Annotated in this window: 22 protein-coding genes, 1 pseudogene and 1 other annotated feature; of the genes and pseudogenes, 17 read left to right on the top strand and 6 right to left on the bottom strand. The window is 35.9% G+C overall.

Annotation, left to right across the window (positions count from 1 at the left end; translation table 11 throughout):
• Positions 1-207, top strand: a pseudogene (locus RQ893_RS02620) (V-type ATP synthase subunit B); the annotation flags it as partial.
• Positions 208-210: 3 nt separating this feature from the next.
• Positions 211-849: a V-type ATP synthase subunit D gene (locus tag RQ893_RS02615; protein ID WP_311481495.1), complete on the top strand. Its 639-nt coding sequence runs from the start codon at positions 211-213 to the stop codon at positions 847-849.
• 66 nt (positions 850-915) lie between these two features.
• Here the strand turns inward: RQ893_RS02615 and RQ893_RS02610 are convergent, their stop codons facing one another.
• On the bottom strand, positions 916-1,095 hold the full coding sequence (locus tag RQ893_RS02610; protein WP_311481494.1) for a hypothetical protein: 180 nt from the start codon (positions 1,093-1,095) through the stop codon (positions 916-918).
• A gap of 191 nt (positions 1,096-1,286) precedes the next feature.
• Between RQ893_RS02610 and RQ893_RS02605 the strand changes: the two genes are divergently transcribed.
• The 9 genes from RQ893_RS02605 to RQ893_RS02565 all read left to right on the top strand — a co-directional run bounded on the left by RQ893_RS02605 (position 1,287) and on the right by RQ893_RS02565 (position 12,666).
• A complete protein-coding gene (locus RQ893_RS02605; protein WP_311481493.1) occupies positions 1,287-2,885 on the top strand; it encodes a Na+/H+ antiporter NhaC family protein in 1,599 nt (532 codons plus the stop codon).
• 72 nt (positions 2,886-2,957) lie between these two features.
• On the top strand, positions 2,958-3,908 hold the full coding sequence (locus tag RQ893_RS02600; RefSeq protein WP_311481492.1) for a CorA family divalent cation transporter: 951 nt from the start codon (positions 2,958-2,960) through the stop codon (positions 3,906-3,908).
• A gap of 68 nt (positions 3,909-3,976) precedes the next feature.
• The gene (locus tag RQ893_RS02595; RefSeq protein ID WP_311481491.1) at positions 3,977-5,329 is read left to right on the top strand and encodes a hemolysin family protein; all 1,353 of its coding nucleotides are present in this window, start codon (positions 3,977-3,979) and stop codon (positions 5,327-5,329) included.
• A gap of 556 nt (positions 5,330-5,885) precedes the next feature.
• Positions 5,886-7,247 carry an ABC transporter substrate-binding protein gene (locus tag RQ893_RS02590; protein ID WP_311481490.1) on the top strand — a complete coding sequence of 454 codons (1,362 nt, stop codon included), beginning with the start codon at positions 5,886-5,888 and terminating at the stop codon, positions 7,245-7,247.
• 99 nt (positions 7,248-7,346) lie between these two features.
• Positions 7,347-8,192, top strand: coding sequence for a sugar ABC transporter permease (locus RQ893_RS02585; RefSeq protein ID WP_311481489.1), 846 nt, complete (start codon positions 7,347-7,349; stop codon positions 8,190-8,192).
• Complete coding sequence (locus RQ893_RS02580) at positions 8,193-9,029, top strand: carbohydrate ABC transporter permease (RefSeq protein ID WP_311481488.1); 837 nt, start codon at positions 8,193-8,195, stop codon at positions 9,027-9,029. It begins immediately after the preceding gene.
• A 4-nt stretch (positions 9,030-9,033) separates the two neighbouring features.
• Entirely contained in the window at positions 9,034-10,068 is a 1,035-nt protein-coding gene (locus tag RQ893_RS02575) for a LacI family DNA-binding transcriptional regulator (protein WP_311481487.1), read from the top strand.
• 2 nt (positions 10,069-10,070) lie between these two features.
• Positions 10,071-11,585, top strand: coding sequence for a 4-alpha-glucanotransferase (gene malQ, locus RQ893_RS02570; RefSeq protein ID WP_311481486.1), 1,515 nt, complete (start codon positions 10,071-10,073; stop codon positions 11,583-11,585).
• Positions 11,554-12,666: a sn-glycerol-3-phosphate ABC transporter ATP-binding protein UgpC gene (locus RQ893_RS02565; RefSeq protein WP_311481485.1), complete on the top strand. Its 1,113-nt coding sequence runs from the start codon at positions 11,554-11,556 to the stop codon at positions 12,664-12,666. Before malQ ends, RQ893_RS02565 begins: the two co-directional genes overlap by 32 nt.
• Before the next feature lie 90 nt (positions 12,667-12,756).
• On the opposite strand, the gene RQ893_RS02560 is transcribed toward RQ893_RS02565, so the two are convergent.
• Positions 12,757-13,683, bottom strand: a complete 927-nt coding sequence (locus RQ893_RS02560; protein WP_311481484.1) for a sugar phosphate nucleotidyltransferase — start codon at positions 13,681-13,683, stop codon at positions 12,757-12,759.
• Between the two features lies 1 nt (position 13,684).
• Positions 13,685-14,710, bottom strand: coding sequence for a UDP-glucose 4-epimerase GalE (galE, locus tag RQ893_RS02555; RefSeq protein ID WP_311481483.1), 1,026 nt, complete (start codon positions 14,708-14,710; stop codon positions 13,685-13,687).
• Between the two features lie 167 nt (positions 14,711-14,877).
• Positions 14,878-15,065, top strand: a binding site (T-box leader).
• A 54-nt stretch (positions 15,066-15,119) separates the two neighbouring features.
• On the opposite strand from galE, the gene thrS reads away from it, so the two are divergent.
• From thrS to RQ893_RS02535, 4 genes are all read left to right on the top strand, one after another.
• Entirely contained in the window at positions 15,120-17,042 is a 1,923-nt protein-coding gene (thrS, locus tag RQ893_RS02550) for a threonine--tRNA ligase (RefSeq protein ID WP_311481482.1), read from the top strand.
• A gap of 8 nt (positions 17,043-17,050) precedes the next feature.
• Positions 17,051-18,232, top strand: a complete 1,182-nt coding sequence (locus RQ893_RS02545; protein ID WP_311481481.1) for an ATP-grasp domain-containing protein — start codon at positions 17,051-17,053, stop codon at positions 18,230-18,232.
• A gap of 89 nt (positions 18,233-18,321) precedes the next feature.
• Positions 18,322-19,494 (top strand): peptidoglycan bridge formation glycyltransferase FemA/FemB family protein, encoded by a 1,173-nt coding sequence (locus tag RQ893_RS02540; protein WP_311481480.1) that lies wholly within the window; start codon positions 18,322-18,324, stop codon positions 19,492-19,494.
• A gap of 164 nt (positions 19,495-19,658) precedes the next feature.
• Positions 19,659-21,020 carry an MATE family efflux transporter gene (locus tag RQ893_RS02535; RefSeq protein WP_311481479.1) on the top strand — a complete coding sequence of 454 codons (1,362 nt, stop codon included), beginning with the start codon at positions 19,659-19,661 and terminating at the stop codon, positions 21,018-21,020.
• Between the two features lie 84 nt (positions 21,021-21,104).
• Here the strand turns inward: RQ893_RS02535 and RQ893_RS02530 are convergent, their stop codons facing one another.
• A complete protein-coding gene (locus RQ893_RS02530; RefSeq protein WP_311481478.1) occupies positions 21,105-22,244 on the bottom strand; it encodes an FMN-binding protein in 1,140 nt (379 codons plus the stop codon).
• Between the two features lie 362 nt (positions 22,245-22,606).
• Here RQ893_RS02530 and RQ893_RS02525 point away from each other — a divergent pair, with 362 nt between their 5' ends.
• Positions 22,607-23,002: a GNAT family N-acetyltransferase gene (locus RQ893_RS02525; protein WP_311481477.1), complete on the top strand. Its 396-nt coding sequence runs from the start codon at positions 22,607-22,609 to the stop codon at positions 23,000-23,002.
• A gap of 33 nt (positions 23,003-23,035) precedes the next feature.
• The gene (locus RQ893_RS02520) at positions 23,036-23,896 is read left to right on the top strand and encodes an ROK family protein (RefSeq protein ID WP_311481476.1); all 861 of its coding nucleotides are present in this window, start codon (positions 23,036-23,038) and stop codon (positions 23,894-23,896) included.
• A gap of 113 nt (positions 23,897-24,009) precedes the next feature.
• Here RQ893_RS02520 and RQ893_RS02515 read toward each other — a convergent pair whose 3' ends face one another.
• Together RQ893_RS02515 and RQ893_RS02510 are read right to left on the bottom strand one after the other, a co-directional pair.
• Positions 24,010-24,189 carry a hypothetical protein gene (locus RQ893_RS02515; protein WP_311481475.1) on the bottom strand — a complete coding sequence of 60 codons (180 nt, stop codon included), beginning with the start codon at positions 24,187-24,189 and terminating at the stop codon, positions 24,010-24,012.
• A gap of 206 nt (positions 24,190-24,395) precedes the next feature.
• Complete coding sequence (locus tag RQ893_RS02510; RefSeq protein ID WP_311481474.1) at positions 24,396-25,031, bottom strand: hypothetical protein; 636 nt, start codon at positions 25,029-25,031, stop codon at positions 24,396-24,398.
• Positions 25,032-25,487 lie beyond the last annotated feature (456 nt).

The raw sequence follows: 25,487 nt of genomic DNA, 5'->3' as shown, positions 1-25,487 counted from the left end.
ATCCTAGGTGACTCTGCTTTGTCAGATGCAGACCTAGCCTTTGCTGAATTTGCCAAGGCCTTTGAAGAAAAATACATCAACCAGGGTTATTACACAAATAGGTCAATCGAAGAAACTCTTAACTTGGGTTGGGAACTATTAAAGATAATTCCAAAATCAGAGCTCAAGAGAATCGACGACGCCCTAATAGAAAAATATATGGACTAGCCTATGGCAAAGTTAAAAGTAACCCCTACTAGGATGAACCTAAACACCCTGAAGGGAAGACTTGCCACCGCCAAAAGAGGATATAAACTCCTAAAAGACAAGCAAGATGAGTTAATGAGACAATTTCTTGAATTAATTAGGGAGAATAAAAAACTCAGAGAAGACGTAGAAAAGGAACTATCAGACTCCTTCGCAGCCTTCCTCATGGCATCAGCCTTTATGAGTCCAGAAATCCTCGAAGAAGCAGTAAGCTTTCCAACCCAGGAAGTTGGCGTTGACATTACAACAAAAAACGTCATGAGTGTTAGGATTCCTAAGATGGAATTTAAGGTAAAGGTAAACGAAAAAGCAACCATGTTTCCCTATGGCTACGCCACAACAAGTGTTGGCCTAGACGAGGCTATTTTGAAATTAAACCATGTCACAGACAGGCTCCTAGAACTAGCTGAGCTTGAAAAAACAACCCAGCTAATGGCAGATGAGATTGAATCCACAAGAAGAAGGGTAAATGCTCTAGAATACAGGACCATCCCAGACCTTGAAGAAACAATCAAATACATCAGAGCCAAACTAGAAGAAAACGAAAGAGCAACCATCTCTCGTTTGATGAAGGTAAAAGATATAATTTCAGAAGAAAGATAAAAAAGACCACCGATTTCTCGGTGGTTTTTATTGTTATTTATAGTTGATGCCTACGACTTGAAAATCCTAAGCTTGGTTTTCTTTTTTGCGAACTGAAAAATACTGGCCAAAAGACCCTATAGCTATAAAGCTCATTCCTATTATCCATCCGTATTCAATCTTCCCTGTTTTATAGGACATGTAGATAGATACAATTAAAACTATTAAAGCAAGGCTTCCAATAATTAAATCCTTGTATGTATTCATAATTATCCCTCCTGATATTTTTTTACCCGTTTTTTAGACGTGTAATCTTAAAAATACAAAGATTTTTGCAAAAAAACAAGATAAAAGCTTATCTTCCTTTCTTATATTTGAAATTTAAGTATAATGTTAACCGTGCTTATTTTTAAGCTTTTATTTTTATTACAGATTATTTTAGATAGAGGAAGGTTTTTATGAAGAAGAAAAATATGAAACTTGCCCTTTTTGTGGGGCTTGTTTCCATAATTTTATCAATATATATTTCCCTTAGTGGGAAGGATACTTTTGCCACTGCCTGGGCGCTTTTTCCGCCTGTGCTTGCGATTTTTATGGCACTTTTGACCAAGGAGGTTTATTCGTCCTTGTTTTTGGGAATCTTAGTCGGAGGGATTTTAGGATCGGGAGGATCGCTTTCAAAGTCACTTGATAATGTGGTTAAAGATGGACTTATAGAATCTGTTTCACAAACAGCGGGGATTTTTATTTTCCTTGTTGTCTTAGGAATAATGGTTGTTTTGATAAATCATTCGGGTGGGTCAAGGGCCTTTGGTGAATTTGCTCACTCAAAGATTAAATCGAGAAAGGCCGCCCAGCTTTCGACCTTTTTCCTTTGCTCCATGCTTTTTATTGACGATTATTTTAACTGCCTGACATCGGGCTCTGTCATGAAGCCTGTGACAGATTCCTACAAGATTTCAAGGGCCAAACTTGCCTATATCATAGACTCAACAGCAGCTCCTATCTGCATGATTGCGCCTATTTCATCTTGGGCAGCGGCGGTTTCTGGCTATGCTGAGGGGATTTCAGGGATTGAAATGTTTGTAAGGGCTATTCCCTTCAATTTCTACTCGCTTTTGACCTTGGTTTTTGTAGTGTCAATTATTCTTTTTGATAACGACTTTGGACCTATGAAGGATGTTGAGAAAAAAGCTATGGAAACAGGTGACCTTGGCGCAGTTAAGACAACAAAGATTACAGCTGAAGATGGCAATCCAAATGGAAAAGTGATTGACCTTATCTTTCCGATTTTGGTTTTGATTGTAGTTTCTGTTTTATCTTTAGTCTACGTTGGCGGATTTTTTGATCCTGCAAGTGAATTTTACAGAGACTTTGTAAATGCCTTTGCCAACACAGACTCATCTGTGGCCCTTGCTATGGGGTCTTTGTCTGCCCTTATTATTTCCATAATTTATTTTGTAATTAGGGGTGTGATTAGCTTTGAAAAGTCAATGGAAAGTCTGTCCGAAGGATTTTCTTCAATGGTTGGGGCGATTTTGATTTTAACCATGGCCACCAGTCTTAAAAACATTTCAAACGACCTTTTGGGTTCTCAAGAATTTGTAGGAAACCTAATGAAGGGAGCTGTTGGCAACCTAAATTCATTTTTGCCTGCAGTTATCTTTGTGGTTGCAATTTTCCTTGCCTTTGCCACAGGAACATCTTGGGGAACTTTTGGGATTTTGATTCCAATCATAACCGCCATGTTTGAAATGGGTCAGCCTTTATTTTTTATAGGCATATCTGCTTGCCTATCTGGGGCGGTTTGCGGTGACCACATTTCGCCAATTTCAGATACAACCATCATGTCATCGGCAGGTGCTGGTTGCGTCCACGTTGACCACGTCAAAACCCAGTTGGCCTATGGGCTCACCGTAGCATCTATTGCCAGCATTTCCTATATCATAGCTGGCTTTACCCATTCGGCAATTATTTCCCTTGCTTTTGGTATTTTTGCAATTATGGTATTTATGGTAGTTTTAAAATACAAAAACCGCGTCAAATCCCTAGCCTAAGTGCTGGGGATTTTTGACAAGGAAGACCCCTACCCATAGAATGATTAAGACATTTGAAAAACAGGAGTTTATATGGAATATATTTATAAATTTGATACGGACAATGGCTTTGAAGAAACGACCATGCCAAAGTTTTACGATGCCATAGAAGATGACGACTTTTACCTAATGTATTTGGGAAAGGCTGATTTTATTGACTTTGCAAGAAAATATAAGCTCGATAATGCCTTGGTTGACTTGCTTGTCACAGACAGTAGCAAAAAATCCTATGTGGCAGTTGAGGATACCTACACCTTTGTGATTTTGGAGCTTTTAGACATCAGGGGCAATCTTGATACATCAGACCTCATAGGTTTTTATATAGAAAATAACAGGCTAGTCATAGTTGATATGTACGATAAGGATGATTCTACAACTCGTGCCTTCAACAAGATGGTGGCCAAGAGATTTTCATCAAGGTCGCCAGGCCGTGCCTTAAAACACTTTATAACAGCCCTAATTGATAAACATACAAAGATTTTTGATTCTATAAAAGATTCAACAGCTCAAATAGAGGATTCGATAATAAATAACAAGTCAAACAAGGATAAGATTGGAGTGATTTCTGACAATAGACACAAGGCCCTAAATCTTTATACTTCCTATGAGAGACTCCTAGATACAATCGAAGTTTTTGTTGAAAATGAAAATGAAATCTTCGACGATGATGACATTAAACACCTAAAATCCCTGGCCTACAGGGTTGAAAGATATTCGGCAAATATTTCCTATTTGTCCGACTACATTACAAATGTCAAGGACTCCTACGATTCAAAAATGGATCTTTCCATGAACTCAACTATGAAAATCCTCACAGTTGTAACTACGATTTTCACCCCGATTACAGTCCTCACAGGCTGGTACGGTATGAATTTTGAAAACATGCCGGAACTTAGCTGGGAATTTGGCTATATGTACATCATAGGCCTTTCTATCCTAAGCGTCATCATTTGCTATCTCTTGTTTAAAAAGATTGACAAATAGGCTCTGCCTTTGACAAGGCTAGTTTTTGTTGATATAGTCAAGGTAATATTATATATAAAGGAGAAAATATGGACTCTGTTCCCTACCACAGTTTAATTTTAGTTTTAACTGTAATAATTTTAATTTTAATAAATGGATTTTTCACAGCCCTACATACGGGAGTAATAAGTCTTTCCCAGGATAAGTTGAGAGATTTAAAGGAAGACGGGAGTAAGGATGCTGAGGTCTTGCTAAGGATAACTTCGAATCAAGATAGGCTAAACCAGTCTTTTTCTATGATAAATTCTGTCCTATCTCTTGTCACAGTCGCTTTTATAGCCGATATGATTAGGGATTCGAGATTTATTATGAATTACATTTCTATGAAGACTGCGCTTTTAATCACTATTTTGCTTTACATAGTAGTCAAAATTATCTTTGTAGATAAGATTCCCCAAAGAATTGGGGTTAGAAATCCTCTTGGCTTTGCTTTAAATACTACAGGGACTTTGAGGTTGGCCCTTGCTTTAACTAAGCCTTTTGTTCTTGTTACTGACAAGGTGACAAATTTCATCATGAAAATTTTCGGCATAGAAGCAGGAGTTATCCAAAAGGAAGTCACCAACGAACAGATAAAGTCAATTGTCCAAATCGGAGAAGACCAGGGTATCATAAGGCCAATGGAATCAAAGATGATCCACTCCATCATGAATTTTGATGACATAATTGTAGAAGAAATCATGACTGCAAGGACTGACGTATTTATGATTGATATCAACGACAAGGATAAGGAGTTTATGGAGGAATTTATTAAAATTCGCCACAACAGGATTCCAATTTTTGAAGATGATGTTGATAATATCTTGGGAATTTTATATACTAAGGACTATCTTTTAGAGGCTACTAAGGTTGGTCTTTATAATGTAGATATAGAAAAACTGATCAGACCTGCCTACTTTGCACCAGATAAAATAGAAGCTGACAAGCTTTTTTCAGATATGCAGAAGGGCCATATCTATATGGCGATTTTAATTGACGAATACGGTGGTTTTTCAGGTGTAATCACCATGGAAGATTTAATAGAAGAAATCGTAGGCGATATGGAAGATAGCTTCGACTATGATATACCAGAGATAAAAATCAATAGCAAAAACGTCTTTGTGGTCAAGGCTTCGATTGGAATTAAGGACTTAAATGAAAAAATTCCTATTGATATAGACGAAGAAAATGAAAACTACGATTCGCTAGGCGGCTTTATTATAGACAAGCTAGGCTATATACCAGAAGCTGGTGATAATGAAACCATAATTTATAATGGCTACGAAATAAAAATCCTCTACATGGAAGATAACAGGATAAAGGCCTGTAGAATTAGGAAACTAAAAGATAAGCCAGCTGAGGAAAAAACGGAAGAAGAACAAGAAGAAAAGAACGAAGAATGATAAAATTCGTCCAGCATGATTTAGAGCATTAAGGTCAAGCTGGGCGATTTTTTATTTATAAATATTTTGGATGTTAGAAGAATCAATGATAGAAAGATAAGGATTTCACTGTAGAGACTTTGTTGGAGTTAGGATATACAAAGTTTGATTTTCTTATTAAATCAGGATCAAATTCAGTCATATCTTTATATTTTTATCATAAAATAGGAAAAAATTTTGAAAAAATTATCATGGATTTTATTTATTTTTGAATTTAATTTTAAAAATAAGGAAATTTATTTTTTATGTAAGAATTATTGTGGAATTCAACTTAATTATAAAAAGTAAAATCTTGCAAGAAAGTAGTAAAACTAGATACTTTAACCAATAAACAAAGAGAAAAAATATCTTTTTGAAGAAAGAATAAAAAGACCTTGCAAATTATTAAAAGATGTGATATATTAGACTTACGAAACCGTTACCGAAAAATGTTTTCATAATCTTTCACTGGTTTTGCTAGATTATAAACACTTATATATGAGGATTCGGTAGAAGGAAAATTTACGGAGGAGTATTTATGAAAATCAAGAAAACGTTACTAGCAGGAGCTTTAGTCCTTGCAGGTGCCCTTGCCTTTACAGGTTGCGGCAAATCAAACGAAGGCGGCAAAGAAGCTGGAGAGAAAAAAGAAGCTGGCAAGGCATCAGTTTATTACCTAAACTTCAAGCCTGAAGTTGAGGAAGTTTGGAAAGAAATCGCTGCTAAATATGAAGAAGAAACTGGAGTTCCAGTAAAGGTTGTTACAGCTGCTTCAGGAACATATGAATCTACTTTAAAAGCAGAAATTACAAAGGACGATGCACCAACCCTATTCCAAATCAATGGCCCAATTGGCTATCAAAACTGGAAAGACTATACAAAAGATCTTAAAGATACAGAAATTTACTCTCACTTAGTAGATAAAGACCTAGCCGTAAAAGACGGCGAAGGAGTATTTGGTATTCCATATGTAGTTGAAGGCTATGGTATTATATACAATGATGCTCTTGTTCAAAAATATATCGGTCTTGATGGAGCTAAGATTAAATCTGTAGATGAAATCAACAATTTTGCAAAACTTAAAGAAGTTGCTGAAGATATGCAAGCTAAAAAAGATCAGCTTGGAATCCAAGGTGCTTTCGCATCTACATCTCTTAAACCAGGTGAAGACTGGAGATGGCAAACTCACTTAGCTAACCTACCAATCTTCTATGAATATAGAGATAATAATACAAAAGATATGGCAGAAGTTGAATTTAAGTATGACAAAGAATACAAAAATATTTTTGACCTTTACCTACAAAACTCAACTGTAGCTCCAGAAGTTTTAACAGGAAAATCTGTAACAGATTCAATGGCTGAATTTGCTCTTGAACAAGCAGTATTTGTACAAAATGGTAACTGGGCTTGGAGCCAAATTTCAGAAGTATCAGGCAACAAGGTTAAAGAAGAAAACATCAAATTCCTTCCTATATACACAGGCGTAAAAGGTGAAGAAAAACAATCAATCTGTGTTGGTACAGAAAACTTCTTCTCAATCAACTCAAAAGCTAGCGAAGAAAACCAAAAAGCTACAGAAGACTTCCTAACATGGTTATTTACATCTGATGAAGGAAAAGATTATGTAACAAATAAACTAGGTTTCATCGCTCCATTTGATACATTCACAGAAGCTGATCAACCACAAGACCCACTTGCAAAAGAAGTAGCAAGATATATGTCTAATAAAGATTTATATAATATAGACTGGAACTTCACATCATTCCCAAGCCAAGCTTTCAAAGATTACTTTGGTCAAGCTCTAGGTCAATACGCATCAGGCTCTATGACATGGGATGAAGTTAAAGAAGCCTTTGTAACAAGCTGGAAAGACGAAAAAGCAGCAACAAAACAAGAATAATTGAATATTGCTAAATGAATAAAGGGTCTGAATGTATTTACTAGCTCACAGCATGAGGATACATTCAGACTTTTTTTAAAAACATAAAAGGAGGTTTTTATGCAAAAGATTTTAAAGAAATATTTCCCAATCTTTGTTCTACCTACCTTTTTGGTATTTATGATAGTTTTTGTAATTCCCTTTATCTTGGGGGTTGGCTTATCCTTCACCCAATTTACAACTATCTTCAATGCTAAATTTGTAGGCTTACAAAATTATATCACAGCCTTCTCTAGGGGTCAGAGGTTTGGTTCAGCCTTTATTTTCACAGTGATTTTTACTATTGTATGTGTAATTAGTATAAACATTCTAGCCTTTTGTCTAGCCCTTGTTTTAACTCGTAAAATTAGGGGAGCTAATTTATTTAGGACTGTATTTTTCATGCCAAACCTTATCGGTGGAATAGTTTTAGGTTATACCTGGCAGGTAATGATTGATGCTGTTTTACTAAATTATGGCAAGACCTTGCTTGCGGATGCGAGATTTGGTTTTTGGGGACTAGTAATCCTAATGAACTGGCAGATGATTGGTTATATGATGGTAATTTATATAGCTGGGCTTCAAAATGTACCTCAATCATTAATAGAAGCAGCAGAGATAGATGGGGCAAATAAGTGGCAAATCCTAAAGAGCATCACTATCCCTATGGTAATGCCATCTATTACAATTTGTACCTTCCTAACCCTTGCCAATTCCTTTAAACTCTACGATCAGAACCTTGCATTAACAGCAGGTGCACCAATGTATAAGACAGAGATGTTGGCGATGAACATAGTAGATACTATGTTTTCAAGAAATGGCTTTGAGGGTGTAGGCCAGGCTAAGGCTGTAATATTCTTCTTGATTGTTGCCTTTATTGCCTACTTACAAATCAAACTCACAAGTGAAAAAGAGGTGGAACATTAAATGAAAGAAAAAACTATTAATAAAATTTTATTTGTACTACTTATTGCTTTGCTTGTAGTATTCTTATTTCCTATAGCCTTTATAGTTATGAACTCCTTTAAGGGCAAGTTCTTTATATCAGACTCGCCTTTCACAGTTCCAACAGGTGAAGCCTTTGCAGGGCTTGAGAACTATGTAGTAGGCTTAGCTAAAACAGGATTTTTCCAAGCAGCAGGTTGGTCATTTTTGATAACTATTGTATCAGTAGGAGTAGTGGTACTTTTTTCAGCAATGACAGCCTATTACCTAACAAGAGTCAAAACTTGGTGGACCAAGGCTATCTATTATTTGTTTGTATTTTCAATGATAGTACCTTTCCAAATGGTAATGTTCCCTACAATAAAAATAGCAGATTTTCTCCACCTAAATAATCCAATTGGTATGGTTGTTTTATATCTAGGTTTTGGTTCGGGATTGTCTGTATTTATGTTTTCAGGCTTTATCAAATCAATCCCTATGGAAATAGAAGAAGCTTCTATGATTGACGGTTGTTCACCAATCAAACACTTTTTCTATATAATATTCCCAATCCTAAAGCCAACTGCAATCACAGTTGCGATATTAAATACTATGTGGATATGGAACGACTACCTCCTTCCATACCTAGTAATAGGCGTATCCACTCCTTATAAGACTATCCCTGTTGTAGTGCAAATGCTTGTAGGATCAAATGGTAATAAGGATATGGGAGCTATGATGGCTATGCTTGTTTTAGCAATGGTGCCAGTAATAGTATTCTACCTAACCATGCAAAAATATATAGTAAAATCCGTTGCAGCCGGCGCTGTAAAAGGATAAGCTTATGACAAATCCTACCATAAAAGATATAGCATCAATATGTGGGGTCAGTGTAAGCACAGTATCTAGAGCAATCAACGATGCTGAAGGAATAAGTCCAAAAACAAGGTCCAGAATCCTTAAAACCATAGATGAAACAGGATATGAACCAGATACAAATGCACGAAACTTAAAAATCAGCAAAAATAAAACCATAGCAGTTTTAATCAAAGGTATAACTAATCCCTTCTTTACACCTATGATTAAGGTTATTGAAGAAGAGATAAGTAAAACTGACTATGCCTTTGTCCTAACTAAGGTTGAAGAACATTCGTCAGAAATCGATGTGGCAGCAAAAACTATAAAGACATTAAAGCCTGAAGGTATAATATTTCTTGGTGGTTATACAATAAATGATCAAGAGAAATTAAAGTCTCTAGGCATTCCATATTCGATGACCACTATAATAAATCAAAATAGCATCAACGAAAACGCAACTTGTGTAGGGGTTGACGATTTTAAGGAAAGTGTCAAAATGGTAGACTATTTGATAAGTCTCGGTCATAGGAAAATTGCTTTTATTGCAGCAAGAGCCAACGATATAAGTATAGGAAACTTGCGATTTGAAGGCTACAAAAAAGCCTTAGCTAATAATGGCATAGACTTTGACCCGAGTCTTGTAATCTATCCACCAAAGGGTTTAAATCCTTATTCTCTATATCATGGATATGAATCTGGTAAAAAAATTGTAAAAGATGAACTAGATTGTACAGCCATATTTTCCATATCGGATTTTGTGGCAATTGGGGCAATAAAAGCCTTAAATGATATGGGCAAATCAGTCCCTGAAGATTATTCTGTGGCGGGCTTTGATGGGCTTGAGATTAATGAATTTTTACAAAAGCCTATTACAACAATAGTTCAGCCAACAAGTAAGATTGCCTATACATCAGTTAAAGAATTATTTAAAATAATAGAAAAGAAAAAACATAAGGAAGTCAATAGTTTCGATGCTGAACTTTTTATTGGTCAAACGACAGCAAAGATAAGAGAGGAATGAATATGAAAAAAGCAGGAATTTTATGGCCCCTAGCCAGCCTTAACGGCAGCCATGGTATAGGGGATTTTGGAAGAGCTAGCTATGACTTTATAGATACTAGCAAAAAAGCTGGATTTGATATGTGGCAAATTCTTCCCCTAAATCCACTAGGCTATGGTAATTCACCATACCAACCTTACTCATCCTATGCAGGTGATGAGGTTTATATATCCCTAGATTTACTTTATGAAGACGGTCTATTAGATAAGAGAATAGCACCTCTTAAACAGAAAGACAGGGTTGATTATAATTTTGTAAGGGAATTTAAGGGCGAATACTTAAAAAAAGCCTACGAAAAATTTAAGGAAAACAAACTCGATGAAACTGATTCCTATAAGGAATTTTTAAAATTTGATTTTGTCTACGATTATGCGGTGTTCATTAGCTTTAAAAAAGATAATAACTTAATCGCTTGGAATGAATGGCCAGAAGAGCAAAAAACTTGGATAATTGACAAGAAGCTCGACCTAAGCCCATATGAAGATCAAATTGGCTATGAAATTTTCATCCAATATATCTTCTACAAACAATGGATGAAACTAAAGGCCTACGCAAACGAACAAGGTCTTAAAATCATTGGGGATATTCCATTCTATGTGGGGCTTGATAGTTTAGATGTTTGGCAAAACCAAAAATATTTCGAGATTACAGAAGAAGGAAAGCCAATCTTAATAGCAGGAGTACCACCAGATGCCTTTTCAGACCTAGGTCAAAGATGGGGAAATCCAATTTATAGGTGGGATGAGCTTGAAAAAGATGACTTTAAATTCTGGATAGATAGACTCGCTTACAATGCAAAATTATACGATATTGTAAGGCTTGACCACTTTAGAGCCTTTGATACTTATTGGCAGATAGATGCTAAAAATGACACAGCTGTAGAGGGTGAGTGGATTAATGCTCCAGGTTATAAGCTATTTGATAGGATTGTAGAAGAGCTCAAGGATGTGGAATTTATAGCAGAAGACCTTGGAACTATGATGCCAGGAGTCTACAAACTTCGTGACCACTATGACCTAAAGGGTATGGTTATTATCCAAGAAAACCTAAGACCTTGGGAAGAACATTTGGTAGAAGCAAGGGCTAATTCTGTCGCATATCCAGGAACGCATGACAACAAGACCCTCTTCCAGTGGTACGGAGAATTAACCGAAGCCCAACACGAATCTATAAAAGAATACTTCAAAGACCTAGGCATTGACCATGGAGACATAAGGGAGGATTTCTTTGACTTTGTAATGGGAATGGAAAGTGACTATGTGATAATATCCTTGGCAGATATCCTAGGACTTGGAGAAGAGGCAAGGATAAATGAGCCTTCAACCTTAAACAATAAAAACTGGTCCTTTAAGTTAAAAGATTTGGATGAATATAAGGGAAAGGTTGAATTCTTAAACAAGACCATAGAAGAAAACAAGGCGCAAAAGAGAAAACAAGGGAGGAAATATGGCGAACCTAAGCCTAAAGAACATAAATAAAGTTTATGATAATGGATTCCATGCTGTAAAAGATTTTAACATGGAAATCGAAGATAAAGAATTTATAATCTTTGTTGGGCCATCTGGTTGTGGTAAGTCCACAACTTTAAGAATGATAGCAGGCCTTGAAGAAATTTCAAGCGGAACTCTTCAAATAGATGGAAAAAAAGTAAATGATGACTTGCCAAAGGATAGGGACATTGCCATGGTTTTCCAAAACTATGCTCTTTATCCACACATGACTATATATGATAATATGGCATTCTCACTAAAAATTAACAAAATGAGCAAGGAAGAAATTGACAAAAAGGTGAGAGAAGCTGCAGAGATTTTGGGTATAACCAACCTTCTTGATAGGAAACCAAAACAATTATCTGGTGGTCAAAGGCAAAGGGTAGCCATGGGCAGGGCTATAGTCAGAAATCCAAAGGTATTTTTGATGGATGAGCCACTCTCAAACCTAGATGCTAAGTTAAGAGTTCAGATGAGAATAGAAATAGCAAGACTCCACAAAAAACTTGGCACAACCATGATTTATGTAACCCACGACCAAACAGAGGCTATGACCCTAGGTACCAGGATAGTTGTAATGAAGGATGGGGAAGTTCAACAAATCGATAGCCCACAAAGACTTTATGACCATCCAAACAACCTCTTTGTGGCAAGCTTTATAGGCTCTCCTCAGATAAACCTAATAGAAGCAGAAGTTACAGAAGTAGATGCAAAAATATATCTAGTAAATTCTTACTTTAAGTTTGAAATGCCTACTGATAAGGCAGAAATTTTGAAAAATAAAGGCTATGTTGGCAAAAAAGTCATCTTTGGTATAAGACCTGAATCTATCCATGATGCGGACGAAGTTCCTGCAGATTGTATTCCAAGCTCACCTGTTAAGGGACTTGTAAAAGTTTATGAGCTAATGGGTTCAGAAGTTCACTTATATTTTGACTTCGGTGAAACTCAGATGATTTCAAAAGCATCTCCAAGAACTAAGGCCAAGGAAGGTGCAGAAGTAGACTTTGTTTTTGCCCTAGATAGGTCATACCTCTTTGATCCTGAAACTGAATTATTAATAGAATAATAATAAATCCCGCTGAAAAGCGGGATTTTCTTTGTCTTATTATTTTCAGATTGTCTTGCCTTTAAGAAGGCAATTTTAAAGGATTTGATTTTACTTATCTGCCCAAATATCTGATGGATAAATTCCTTCGTCAAACATAGTCTTAAAAGCTTCTTGAGATGGTCTTAGGTCTTCCTTGTAGGTAATCCCAATCCATTTTTCATTTGTTGGGAGGATTGCAATATCCGCCACATCTTCTTTTATCCATTCACCAATCATTTCTGGTAGGACATATTCGCAAGTTTCTAGCTTATTTTTGTTCTTAGTAAGGTATTTTATGAAGTACTTTTCGGCGTAGTCTATGAAACTTGGGAAAGATGCCCAGAGATTCATAGAAACCAAACTTTCTAGATTCAATACATCAGGACTAAGTTTTTCTTTCGAAGAGAAAGTTCCATCGGCCTTGTTGTATTTTATTTCGTGAGTTTCCATAATGTCTACCAGTTTATTTTCAGAGTTACCTATTGATACTCCCCTGGTGACTGTTCCATTGTCTGATAGGGTGTTTTTTAACTTATAGCCTGCCATAGCAATTTGGAGCTTGCCCTTTATTTCTTGCTTGGAAGTTATCAAAAAGTTGTGTAAATCCTTAAAAACCCCCTTACCGTAGTAATCATCCGCATTTATTATTAAAAATGGTTCATTTACAAGCCCCTTTGTGGCAAGAACAGCGTGGACTGTTCCCCATGGCTTGGACCTGGTTGTAGGTGCTAGAAAGCCATCAGGCAAAGTCATGTCTTGGAAGGCATATTCAACCTTTATAAATTTCTCTACTCTAGAACCAATTACTTCCTTAAAATCTTTTTCTATGTCTTTTCTAATAATAAAGACAACCTTATCAAAGCCGGACTCGATTGCGTCAAAGATTGAATAATCAATGATTGTATAGCCGTTGGCATCCATTTTTGCAAGCTGTTTGATGCCTGCCTTGTATCTTGAGCCAATACCTGCCGCTAAAACAACGAGACTAGTATTCATTTTATTTCCTTTCTTCATAACCGTTAGGGTTTTGAGATTGCCATCTCCAGGAATCCTCGCACATTTCCTTTATGCCGTTTTCAGCCTTCCAACCTAAAAGATCATAGGCTTTTTTTGCATTAGCATAACATTTGGCGATATCTCCATCCCTACGACCTACTATTTTATATGGGACATTCCTGCCAGAAGCTTCTTCAAATGCCTTTACAACCTCGAGAACTGAATATCCATTGCCTGTGGCAAGGTTTATGATAGAAACGCCGTCGAGCTTATCAAGCTTATCGATAGCACAAACATGGCCCTTGGCAAGGTCCACAACGTGGATATAATCACGAACGCCTGTGCCGTCTACTGTATCATAGTCATCTCCAAATACTCTTAGGTAGTCAAGTTTACCAACAGCTACTTGGGCTATATATGGGAGAAGATTGTTTGGAATGCCCTGTGGGTCTTCGCCAATTCTGCCTGACTTGTGGGCACCAATTGGGTTAAAATACCTTAGAAGAACAATTTTCCATTCCGGGTCTGATTTTTGAAGGTCAATCATTATTTGTTCCATCATTGACTTTGACCAACCGTAAGGATTGGTGCATTCGCCTTTAGGAAAGTCTTCTGTAATAGGAACACTCGCTGGATTGCCATAAACAGTTGCAGATGAAGAAAAGATTAGATTTTTGCATCCTACTTCCTTCATAGCTTCGAGAGTTGTTAATGTTCCTGTTAGGTTGTTGTGGTAGTATTCAAGAGGTTTACTTACTGATTCGCCAACTGATTTGAGGGCGGCACAGTGGATTAAGACGTCAACTTTTTCCTTAACTAAGACTTCTTTTAGCTTTTCCTTATCAAGTATATCTGCCTCATAGAAACTTAATTTTTTTCCTGTTATTTCTTCAACTCGATCAACGGCGATTTTTGATGAGTTTGAGAGGTTGTCATAAATTATAACCTTATAATTTTTATTCATTAATTCTACAGCGGTGTGGCTGCCAATATAGCCTGCTCCACCAGTTATCATTACATTTGTCATATTTACTCCGTTCTTTAGGACATTACTACTTCTTTCCTTAGTATATCAAATTTAGGGTCTTTTATTCAAGTTTTAATTCTTTAAAAAATTTAAGGCCTAGCAATTAAATTTTATAAATTAGATTTTAATTTGCAATATTTCAAGGATTGAGTAAAGTAGTTACATAATAAAAGACTATGACGGGACTAGTAGGTTGATTTTTACTTACAGAGAGAGGCTGGTGGTGAGAAGCCTTAGACAGATTTCGACTGAATACCAACCCTGAGTTTCTTGTGATTAAGCAAGACGTATGACTACGATACAGTTTTAATGAGTAACAAATTAGGTGGAACCACGGAAATTTACCGTCCTATTATCCTTATGGATAGTAGGGCGGTTTTTTTATTAGAGAATTTATGGAGGAGAATATATGATTAAGATTAAATTACCAGACGAATCAGTAAAAGAATATGAAGCAGGAGTTCTTGTTGGTGATGTTACAAAAGATATCTCAATGGGTCTTTACAGAGCAGCTGTAGGGGCTGTTGTAAATGGAAAAGTTATGGGATATGCTGAGCCAATCAATGAAGACGCTGACTTTAGAGTTGTGAAATTTGAAGACGAAGAGGGCAAGGAAATTTTCTGGCACACATCAAGCCACGTTATGGCAGCAGCCATCAAAGAACTTTGGCCAGAAACAAAATTTGCTATAGGACCTGCCATAGCAGATGGTTTCTACTATGATATGGACCTTGAACACAGATTTACTCCAGAAGATTTGGAGAAAATCGAAAAGAAAATGAAAGAAATTGCCAAAAAAGATCTTAAACTAGAAAGAATTGAAATCTCTAGAGATGAAGCCATTAAGCTCTTTAAAGAAGAAGGTCAAGACTACAAGGTAGAGTTAATCGAAGACCTTCCAGTTGATGAACTAATTACCCTTTATAAAATGGGCGATGCCTTCACAGACCTATGCAGAGGACCTCACCTTGAATCTACAAAGGAAATCAAGGCTATAAAACTAAAGGCAATTGCAGGTGCTTATTGGAGAGGAGATTCTGATAAGGCTATGCTTCAAAGAATCTATGGCATTTCCTTCCCAAAGGCAAAAGACCTTGAAGAATATGAAGAATTACAAAAAGAAATTGCTAGACGTGACCACAGAAAAATCGGCAAAGAAATGGACCTATTTACTTTCCATGAAGAAGGACCTGGATTCCCATTCTTCCATCCAAATGGCATGATTCTAATGAATGAACTTCTTGATTGGTGGAGGGGCGTTCTTGACCATAGTGGCTATGGAGAAATTAAAACTCCACTTATCCTAAATGAAGACCTATGGCACAGATCAGGTCACTGGGATCATTATAAGGAAAATATGTACTTCACAAAGATTGATGACGAAGACTATGCAATTAAGCCAATGAACTGTCCAGGATCAGTTCTAACTTACGCAGCTCGCCAACATTCCTACAGAGACCTACCAATTAGACTTGCAGAATTTGGCCAAGTACACAGACACGAATTATCAGGAACTCTTCACGGCTTATTCAGAGTTAGGACCTTTACCCAAGATGATGCCCACGTTTACTGTCTTCCAAGCCAAATCAAGGAAGAAGTTTATAAGATGATAGACCTTGCAGACCTTCTTTATTCTACATTTGGTTTTAAATACACTTTGGAATTATCTACAAGACCAGATGACTACATGGGAGATATCAAAGATTGGGACTTCGCAGAAGAACAATTAAAACTTGCCCTAGAAGAACGTGGCATTGATTATCAAATAAACCCAGGTGACGGTGCTTTCTATGGTCCAAAAATCGACTTCCACTTACTAGATGCAGCTAAGAGGGAATGGCAATGTGGTACAATCCAACTTGACTTCCAACTTCCAGCAAACTTTGAACTCGAATATATAGACGAAAATGGCGAAAAGAAGAGACCAGTAATGCTACACAGAGCCCTACTTGGTTCAGTTGAGAGATTTATCGGCGTTCTTACAGAACACTTTGCAGGCAGATTCCCACTTTGGATTAACCCAAGACAAGTAGAGGTAATTCCAGTTGCTGACAGATTTGCTGACAAGGCTCATGAAATCGCAAAAGAAATCGAAAAGGCAGGTTTCAGAGTAGGGGTAGACGAAAGAAGCGAAGGTGTTGGTTACAAGATTAGGGCTGCTCAAATGATGAGAACAAACTACATGCTAGTAGTAGGTGATAAGGAAATCGAATCAGGCCTACTCACAGTTAGAAATAGGGATGGAGAAGAAACAAAAGACGTTAAACTTGCTGACTTTATAGCAAAAATCTCTGAAGAAAGAGATAGCAAATCACGTGAATCAATATTTTAGGTGATTTTATGAAAGAAGTAAAACCACTAATCCTAGGAACAGATGACAATTCTTATTCTGTTGCTAGGAGCTTCTATGAAGCTTATGGTGAAAAATCAGTCACAGTTGGATCGGGTATACTAAAAGTCTACAGGGATACAAAAATTTCGAGTCTAACTTATGAGAGAGGCTTCTCGAGTAATGACGATAAGTTTGTGACTATGCTGAATAAAGAAGCAAAAAAATATCCAGATACTAAATTCATAATTTTTGCGCCTAATGAAATTTATTTGAATATCCTCTGCAAAAACCTTGATAGGCTTGACTTTGATTGTGAGGCTGCCTATCCATTTGGAGATATATATAAAAATCTTTTCTACAAGTCAAAATTTTATAACTACCTAGAAACAATCGGGGTTAGGTATCCAAAAACAGAGATTATTAATGGAGATAATATTGAAAGCCTATCACTCGAAGGTGATTTATTTATGAAGCCAGACGACTTCCCTGCCCTTTATGCCCTAGATTTTGAAGAAAAACAAAAGGGCTATAAACTATCATCAAACAAAGAAGCCAAGGAAGTCCTTAGGAAAATCTACCAAGCGGGCTATGATAAGGACATGATTGTCCAAGAATTTATTAATGGGAGAAATGGTTCAGAATATTCTCTAAATGGCTATAGGTCAAGTCAAAAGGACACATCCATGGTTCTCGCCAGAAATATCCTATCAGACGAAAGGGTCCTAACTGTAGGCAACCACCTAGTTCAAATTGACCACAACGATCAAAGATTTTATGAGATAGCCAAACATATTGTAGATAGCCTTGACTATGTCGGCCTATTTAACTTTGACTTTAAGCTTGATTCCAAAACTGGAGAGATTTTTGTCTTAGAAATGAACCAAAGACAAGGAAGGACCTTCTATTACTCAACCCTTGCTGGAGTCAATCTTATAAGGCTTGCCATAGAAGATAAGGGCTATAATAAAAGTGAAGTTGTAAAGCCAACTAAGAAATTTAGGCTTATAAAACTTAGCGAAAAATGCCTAGAAGCCCATATGGATAAGGAACTTTTACCGGAATTTAAGGATAAGGATCGAGTTGCAAACACTGCCAACCCAAATATAATGCCTTATGATATGTCATTAAAGAGAAAAGTAATCCTAGCTAGGGAAATTAAAAGGCTAGAGAAAGAAATATATCCTAATTAAAAAGGGGAGGAGGTCTTGGCCAGATTTTATAAATCCTAGACCTTGTGTTAAAATAGGACTAAGACTTATGAAAATAGTAAAGGGAAGATATGATTATTAAAGAAATATCAAGAAAACAATACGATGACTACTTACACAGACTGACAGGCTACTCCTTTTTGCAAACAAGTGAGATGGCTGAAGTCTTAAAGAGCAACAATAGAAAGACCAAGCTTTTGGCATTACTTGATGGGGAAGAAATCCTTGCTATCGGCCTTGCCTTTATGAGAAATTTTTATGGGGGCGAAAGAATCGACCTCATGGTGGGGGCAAGCGCAGAAAAAAAAGAAAATGAATATATTTTTTATGACAAGCTAAAAGACTATGCTAGAGAAGAAGGATACCTAAAACTAATTGTAAAGCTTGATAGCGACTACCAAAAAATCGACCAGGATGGCGAAGAAGTCCTAGCAGAAGATAAGTCATTTTTTGCCAAAATGCAAGAAGTTGGCTATATATCAAATGATGGGTCAGTGCCAAGCTATGATGGGTCTCCAGACTATCAATTTATAAAAGACTTGGGTGAATTTTTGCCAGATAAGGATGAAGATTTATTAAAGTCTTTTAATAAAAATGCCCAAAGAAAAATAAAAAAAGCTATTGAGTTAGGACTTAGGGTAAGGAAGATTTCTAGGGATGAGATGGAAGAATTCAAGACCCTAACCCTAGAAACTGCAGAAAGACAAGGATTTGGCGACAAGTCAATAAATTATTATCACACTTTTTATGATGAGTTCGGAGAAGATACTGAATTTCTAACATCTGAAATAGATTTTGATTATTCGATAGAAAAGGTAAAAAGTATTCTAGATTCTTTGACAGATAGCCCTAAGAATAAGCAAAGAAGGGATTCTCTTGAGAAAGATATAGAGATGCTTGAAGATTTCAAAAAAAATTCTAACAAGCCTGTTGTTCCTCTTGCAAATATGATTCTTGTTTATGGGTCAAAGGAAGTTATATACTTTTTGGGCGGATCATTGACTGAATACCAAAAACTTCCAGGAGCCTTCATTCTTCAATATGAAGCCATGAAGAGAATTATGGCAAAGGGAATTTCGACCTATAATTTATTTGGAGTTGACGGAGTTTATGACGGTAGTGATGGAGTTTTGAGATTCAAGCAAAACTTTAACGGCTATATCCTAAGAAAAACTGGAGCCTTTATCTATTATCCAGACCCAGAAAGACTAGAGGCTGCTAGGAATAGTAAAAAAAAATCCTAATTAGGATTATAAAGAAAATCTACAGAAAAATTTTCAAATAATTAATAGTATAAAAACCCACAAGTGGTATAATGAGTGGGTAAATATATGAAAATGATGAATTATAGCGGCTTATGCCGTTATTTTTCTGTTGTAATTTAAAAAATATAACAAAGGAGGTCTAAATGGCAGATAGCAAAATCAAACAAAACAGGATGGGTACTGAGCCTATCCCATCTCTATTATTTAAAATGAGCATGCCAATTATTATTTCGTTCTTGGTCCAATCAGTTTACAACTTGGTCGACTCGATTTTTGTAGCGAGACTTTCTGAAAAGGCCCTAACAGCTGTATCTCTCTGTTTCCCAGTTCAAAATATTATGATTGCCTTTGCGGTTGGAACAGGTATAGGTACAACAGCTCTCCTATCTAGGTATTTAGGCATGGAAGATAAAAAAAGAGTGGAGTCAATTGCGACCCATGGTCTTATTTTAGCTGCTATTTCTATGTTGGCCTTCGTTTTGTTTGGCATATTTTTTTCTGATTTCTATGCGAGAAGTCAGTCAGCCGATCCAGAAATTGTTCAATATACTAAAGATTATCTTGTTATAATTTTATTATTTTGTGGAGGGGTATTTTTTCAAATATTTTTTGAAAAGACTCTCCAATCAACTGGAAATACCGTCTATACCATGGTTACCCAGGGGACAGGGGCTCTTATTAATATAATCCTCGACCCTATAATGATTTTTGGTTTATTTGGTTTTCCTATGCTAGGCGTTACTGGTGCTGCCCTTGCGACAATAATTGGTCAAATAAGTGGAGCCTTGGTAGGAGTGTATTTCCATACCAAGAAGAACAAGGATGTAAATTTCAATTTCAAAAAATTAAAATTTCATATTGATAACATCAAACAAATATTTTCAATTGGCCTACCTTCTATATTGATAAGCGGAATTGGATCAGTTGTTTTATTTTTTATAAACAATATGCTCTATGGCTTTGGTTCATCAGCCGTAGCTGCCTATGGTATTATGTATAAGCTCCAGTCCTTTTCTTTTATGCCAATGTTTGGGATTTCAAATGCCCTTTTAGCCATAGTTTCCTATAACTATGGGGCAAAAAATAAGGAAAGAATAAGGCAGGCAATAAAAATTGCCTTCACAGCTTCCTTTGTCATCGTGGGCCTATCGGTAGTTATGATGTGGATTTTTTCTAAACAATTATTCGATCTTTTCTCTGCAACAGATTTGATGAGAGAAATTGGAGTACCAATGATTAGGATAGTTTCCCTTTCCTTTATTATTTCCATACCATCAGTTATTGGTGTGGGAGGAATTTTTCAAGCTATCGGAAATTGGAAATTCCCAGTTATCCAATCATTTTTAAGACAGGTAATTCTTCTATTACCAATATTTTATCTTTTCACAAGCTTTGGCAACCTCAGTCTTGCTTGGTGGGCCTTTGCTATAGCTGAGACACTAAATGCTATTGTTTGTATTATATTTTTAAAAAAGGATATCAGAGAAAAAATTGATAGCCTATAAAATTTGATGATTTTAATAAGGAAAAGACCAGAAGTCTTATATTTCCTATAGAGGGAAAGACTTCATGGTCTTTTTTTAAAAATATTATTTAGTAGCTGCTTTGTAGATTTCTTCTAGGTAGCCATGAGTGCTTGAAAGGGTCGCTTCTGAGATGGCATCTACTGGTTTACCAGCTTCGCTTCCATCAATAAGACCTTTTATTTCTTCAGGGGTTTTACCTACAACGTAGGCCTCGATAGCACTTAGGTTTTCCTTGAGAGTGTGGGTAGCTTTTGCTATTTTTTTCATTTGTTCAGAATAATTTTCGTTGTTTTCTATTTTTGATGCAAGAACTTTTTTGGAATCAGCGAAGTTCTCACCAAATTTTTTGTCAGAGTTTGGTACACCCTTGCCTTCCATGTATTGGTATTCATCGATGTTTGCTGCAATAATCTTGCCGTCTTCCATAACTACAAGGGTATCTGTGATGGCATTTTTGTTGCCTGCTGTACCAAAAATTTGTTTAATCTCAATGTCATCAGTCTTATTAGCTTCAAAAATAGTCATGTTTTCGCTATCATTTGCAGTTTCGATTATAGCTTCTAGGTAGCCTTTTGTATCAACAAGGGTGGCGCCTGTAACAGCATCAATTGCCTTGCCATCTTCTGCCTTCGCCACAACTTCATTAAGTTCGTCTATGGTTTTACCCTTTACAAAGTTTTCGATTGCCTTGTAGTTATCTGCGATTGAAACTGTAGCTTTGGCCTTTTCTTTCATAAGGGCAGAGTATTGGTCATTATTCATAACCTTTGATCCTAGGAATTTTCCTTCTTTATTGCCAGATTTGAATTCTGTATCTTCATCTTGGTTTGGAAGTGCAACGAAATCAGAACCTTCGTCAAAATATTGGAATTCATCAATAGTTGCATCTACAATCTTATTACCATCTGTCACTACGCCTATCCTTGCAAAGGAGCCTTCACCATGTGGGGCTCTAAGACTTCTCCTAAGAGCTAGCTTGCCTTCAAGATTGGATTTCGCCTCATCAATTGCATCTTTGGCCTTATCTTTAGCATCTTCCTTAGCATTTTCAGCCTTATCTTTAGCATCCTCTACAGCTTCTTCAACTTTTTGCTTAGTATCATTTGCAGCATCGTCTACTTTTTTTCCAGCATCTTGTGCACAGGCAGTAAAACCCAATGATAAGACTAAGGCTAGGGCTGTTAATTTAAATTTATTTGTCATAATATCCTTCCTTTTTTAAAATAATCTACATATATTTGTAAATGTTTCCCATCAAATTATACTTAATTCGCCAACAGATGCAATTAATTGCTAATCTTCTGCAACATACTTGAATATATATAAAAAATATTATTAAATCTCATCTACTATAGCAAACATTTATGACAAATCATATAATAAAAACAAATATTTTAGATTGAGGAAAACTTATCACGGAAGTAGTTATAACAAATAAAATAGAGCAGATAAATTTGGAAAAATTAATGAATATCTACGAAGAATCTAATTGGGAAAATTTATCTATGGTAAGGGATCTAGTTGGCGAATACTTTGATATGGTAGATAAAAAATACCTATATTAGATGGTGAGAAAATCTTATTGTGCCTATATAAAAAATGATTTCTTACAAAGTGAAAAAAATTGTCTAGCTATTTTGATAGATAAGGATGATTATCTTGCAGGTCTTAGGATTTCTGATGAAGGTGAGTTTTTTCTCATAGAGGCCTTAGAAACAAAGCCCAAGTACAGAAGGCTTGGCTACGGAGAGAAGCTTATGAGGGAAGTGATAAACTCTTTAGTAGAAGGCAAGGAAATAAGGTCTGAAGTTACGATTTCTAACACAAAATCCTTAGCCCTTCATCATAAAATTGGATTCAAAACCAAAATTAAAAAAGAAAAGAACTTGGTCTTGTCGTTTATAGGAAAAAAATATTTGAAATTTTGGAAAAATTTGACTAAAAATAACTATTTTGGGTAGAATACTAAAAATAAAAGTTATCTAGGAGGGTTTATGTTTGGAATATTAGAGGCTGGTGGGACAAAGATGATTTGTGCTGTTGGTGATAGGAATTTAGAGGTTAAGGATGAGATTAGGATTGATACTAGGGGGCCTTTGGAGACCTTTGCTGATATTAAGAATTTTTTTGCAAAATATAAGGCAGAGATAGAATCAATTGCCATTGGCTCATTTGGTCCTATCGATATAAATCCAGACTCGGATGATTATGGCAAGATTTTAAATACTCCAAAAGAAGGATGGAAAGACTTTAATATTGTAAAATGCTTGGAAGAAGATTTCTCTGTTCCGATTTTTGTTACAACAGATGTGAATGCTTCTGCATATGGAGAATACAAAGTAGGCTGTGGTGAGGGAAAGACTAGTCTTGCATATTACACAGTTGGCACTGGTGTTGGTGGAGGTTTTGTTCAAAATGATAACTTTGCAGGAGGAGCTAGCCATCCAGAGATGGGTCATATGATTATAAAAAAAGACCCAAGGGACTCCTATAATGGAGGATGTATGTGCCATGGTGACTGCCTTGAGGGTCTTGCATCTGGACCAAATATAGAAAAAAGACTTGGCAAAAGAGGACAAGACTTAGATCCTAATGATGATTTTTGGGATATAGAAGCAGGTTATCTCGCTCAGGCGGCCTATAATACTAGCCTAATGTTTAGCCCAGAAGTAATCGTCTTTGGCGGCGGAGTTATGCAAGTTGATGGTCTAATTGAAAAAGTGAGAGAGAAATTTAAGCTCTTGATGAATGGATATGTAGATATACCTGATTTAGATTCATATATTGTTCGACCAAAATATGACGGAAAGTCAGCCACATTAGGACTTTTAATCCTAGCTCAAGAAATTTTATAAAAAAACAGGGCCCCTTTCGGGGCCTTTTATAATGGGCAAGAATTTTTAAAAGAATTTATAAAGCATCTTATTTTTACCAAAAGGGAGGAAGGTCTTGCTCATTATTCTTAATTTTAGTAAAGCTTTTTCTTATCAAAGACTTGGCCAAGTATATAGCCAGCCCCAAGACAAATTAGGAATACTAAAATTATATTATCTTTTAAAATTAGGCTAGAGTAAGCACCAATTATTGCTCCAAGCTGAGTGAAAATCGTCTTGCATGAATTAAAATCGTTTTCTCTATAGGTAAACATGGTAGGTCCTTTCTATAAAATAAAAATCCCGCGTCCACTAATTAGCTATCTACCTAGCTAATCTGTTGTTATATATATCCTACCATACTTTTACTACTTCATCAAGATAACATGATAATTTTTTGAAATACTAAAAAATCCCAAGAAACATAGAATGCCTCAAGGGATTTGATATATGGTTTTATTTTTTTGCTCGATTTTAAATTTTATGATGAAATTGAAACGCTAGTCGCTACTCCGTTTTCTACGAAAATTATTAGGGCAAGACCAGTGTCCTTGCATTCATCCAAATATTTAAGGAAGTCTTCTTTATTAAACTTCTTAGCTGGAGCCATTCCACCAACAGCTTCAAATACAGTCTTGTCATTGATTACAAACTTGTGGTCTTTTTCATTTTTGATTTCTTCAACTTTTTCGTAGTCTTCAGGGTCTTTGAAATAGTCAAAAGAGCCAGAAACTACAAACCTATCGTCTTCAAACTTATATTCGTAGGCAGTAGATGTGATGTATTCATCTGCTTCGCCCTTAAATTTTGCAATCATGGTTGTAACATATTTACCATCATTTTCGTGAAGATTTTTTTCTTCATCTTTTTTATCTGCCGATTTTTTCTCAGCCACTTCTTTATTTTCCTTTTTATCTTCTTCAGTATTTTTGAGCTTAGACTTATCAATATTATCTTCTGCTGGTTTATTATCTTTATTCATACTTTCATCATGAGCTTCTGCTACCTGATTTTCTCCGACTTGTGTATCAACTGCGGCCTTATCATTTGATTCGCAACCAATAAGGCTTAGGGCCATGATTGATAAAAGTATCGGTTTAAATAATTTGTTTTTCATATTACACCTCTTGTTCCTATTATACCCCAAAGGAAGTATATAAAACTTAAAATTTTATTAAGGTTTCTGGGCTTCTAACACAAAAATAAAATTTCTTATTTATTAAGAGTAAAATCTAATCGCCTCAAGCCATTTGCTGTCAAATATTTATTTTAAAATAATATTTTAAGTTTTAAAAGTGCGAAAATGGATATATATAAGGTAGGGAAAATGTTTTGGAGACTAGTCTATTAATGAAAAATTTTTGAATTTTATTTTAGAAAGATTAGATTGCTACAATTAACTTTTAGTTATTTTTTAAAAACGCGGGGTTTTACCAAACAAATTTATAAGATATTTGTAACGAAAAATATTCTTGACAAAACGTTTTCTTAGGGCTACAATACTAGTATAAGGATAATAATGTAAGGAGGATTATATGCTTTTTAAGACAACAGAACAACACGAAGAGCTTAG

The sequence above is a fragment of the uncultured Anaerococcus sp. genome, assembly GCF_963510915.1.
Taxonomy (GTDB): domain Bacteria; phylum Bacillota; class Clostridia; order Tissierellales; family Peptoniphilaceae; genus Anaerococcus.
Note: the sequence above shows the minus strand (reverse complement) of the source record. Positions and strands in the feature narration are given on the sequence as shown.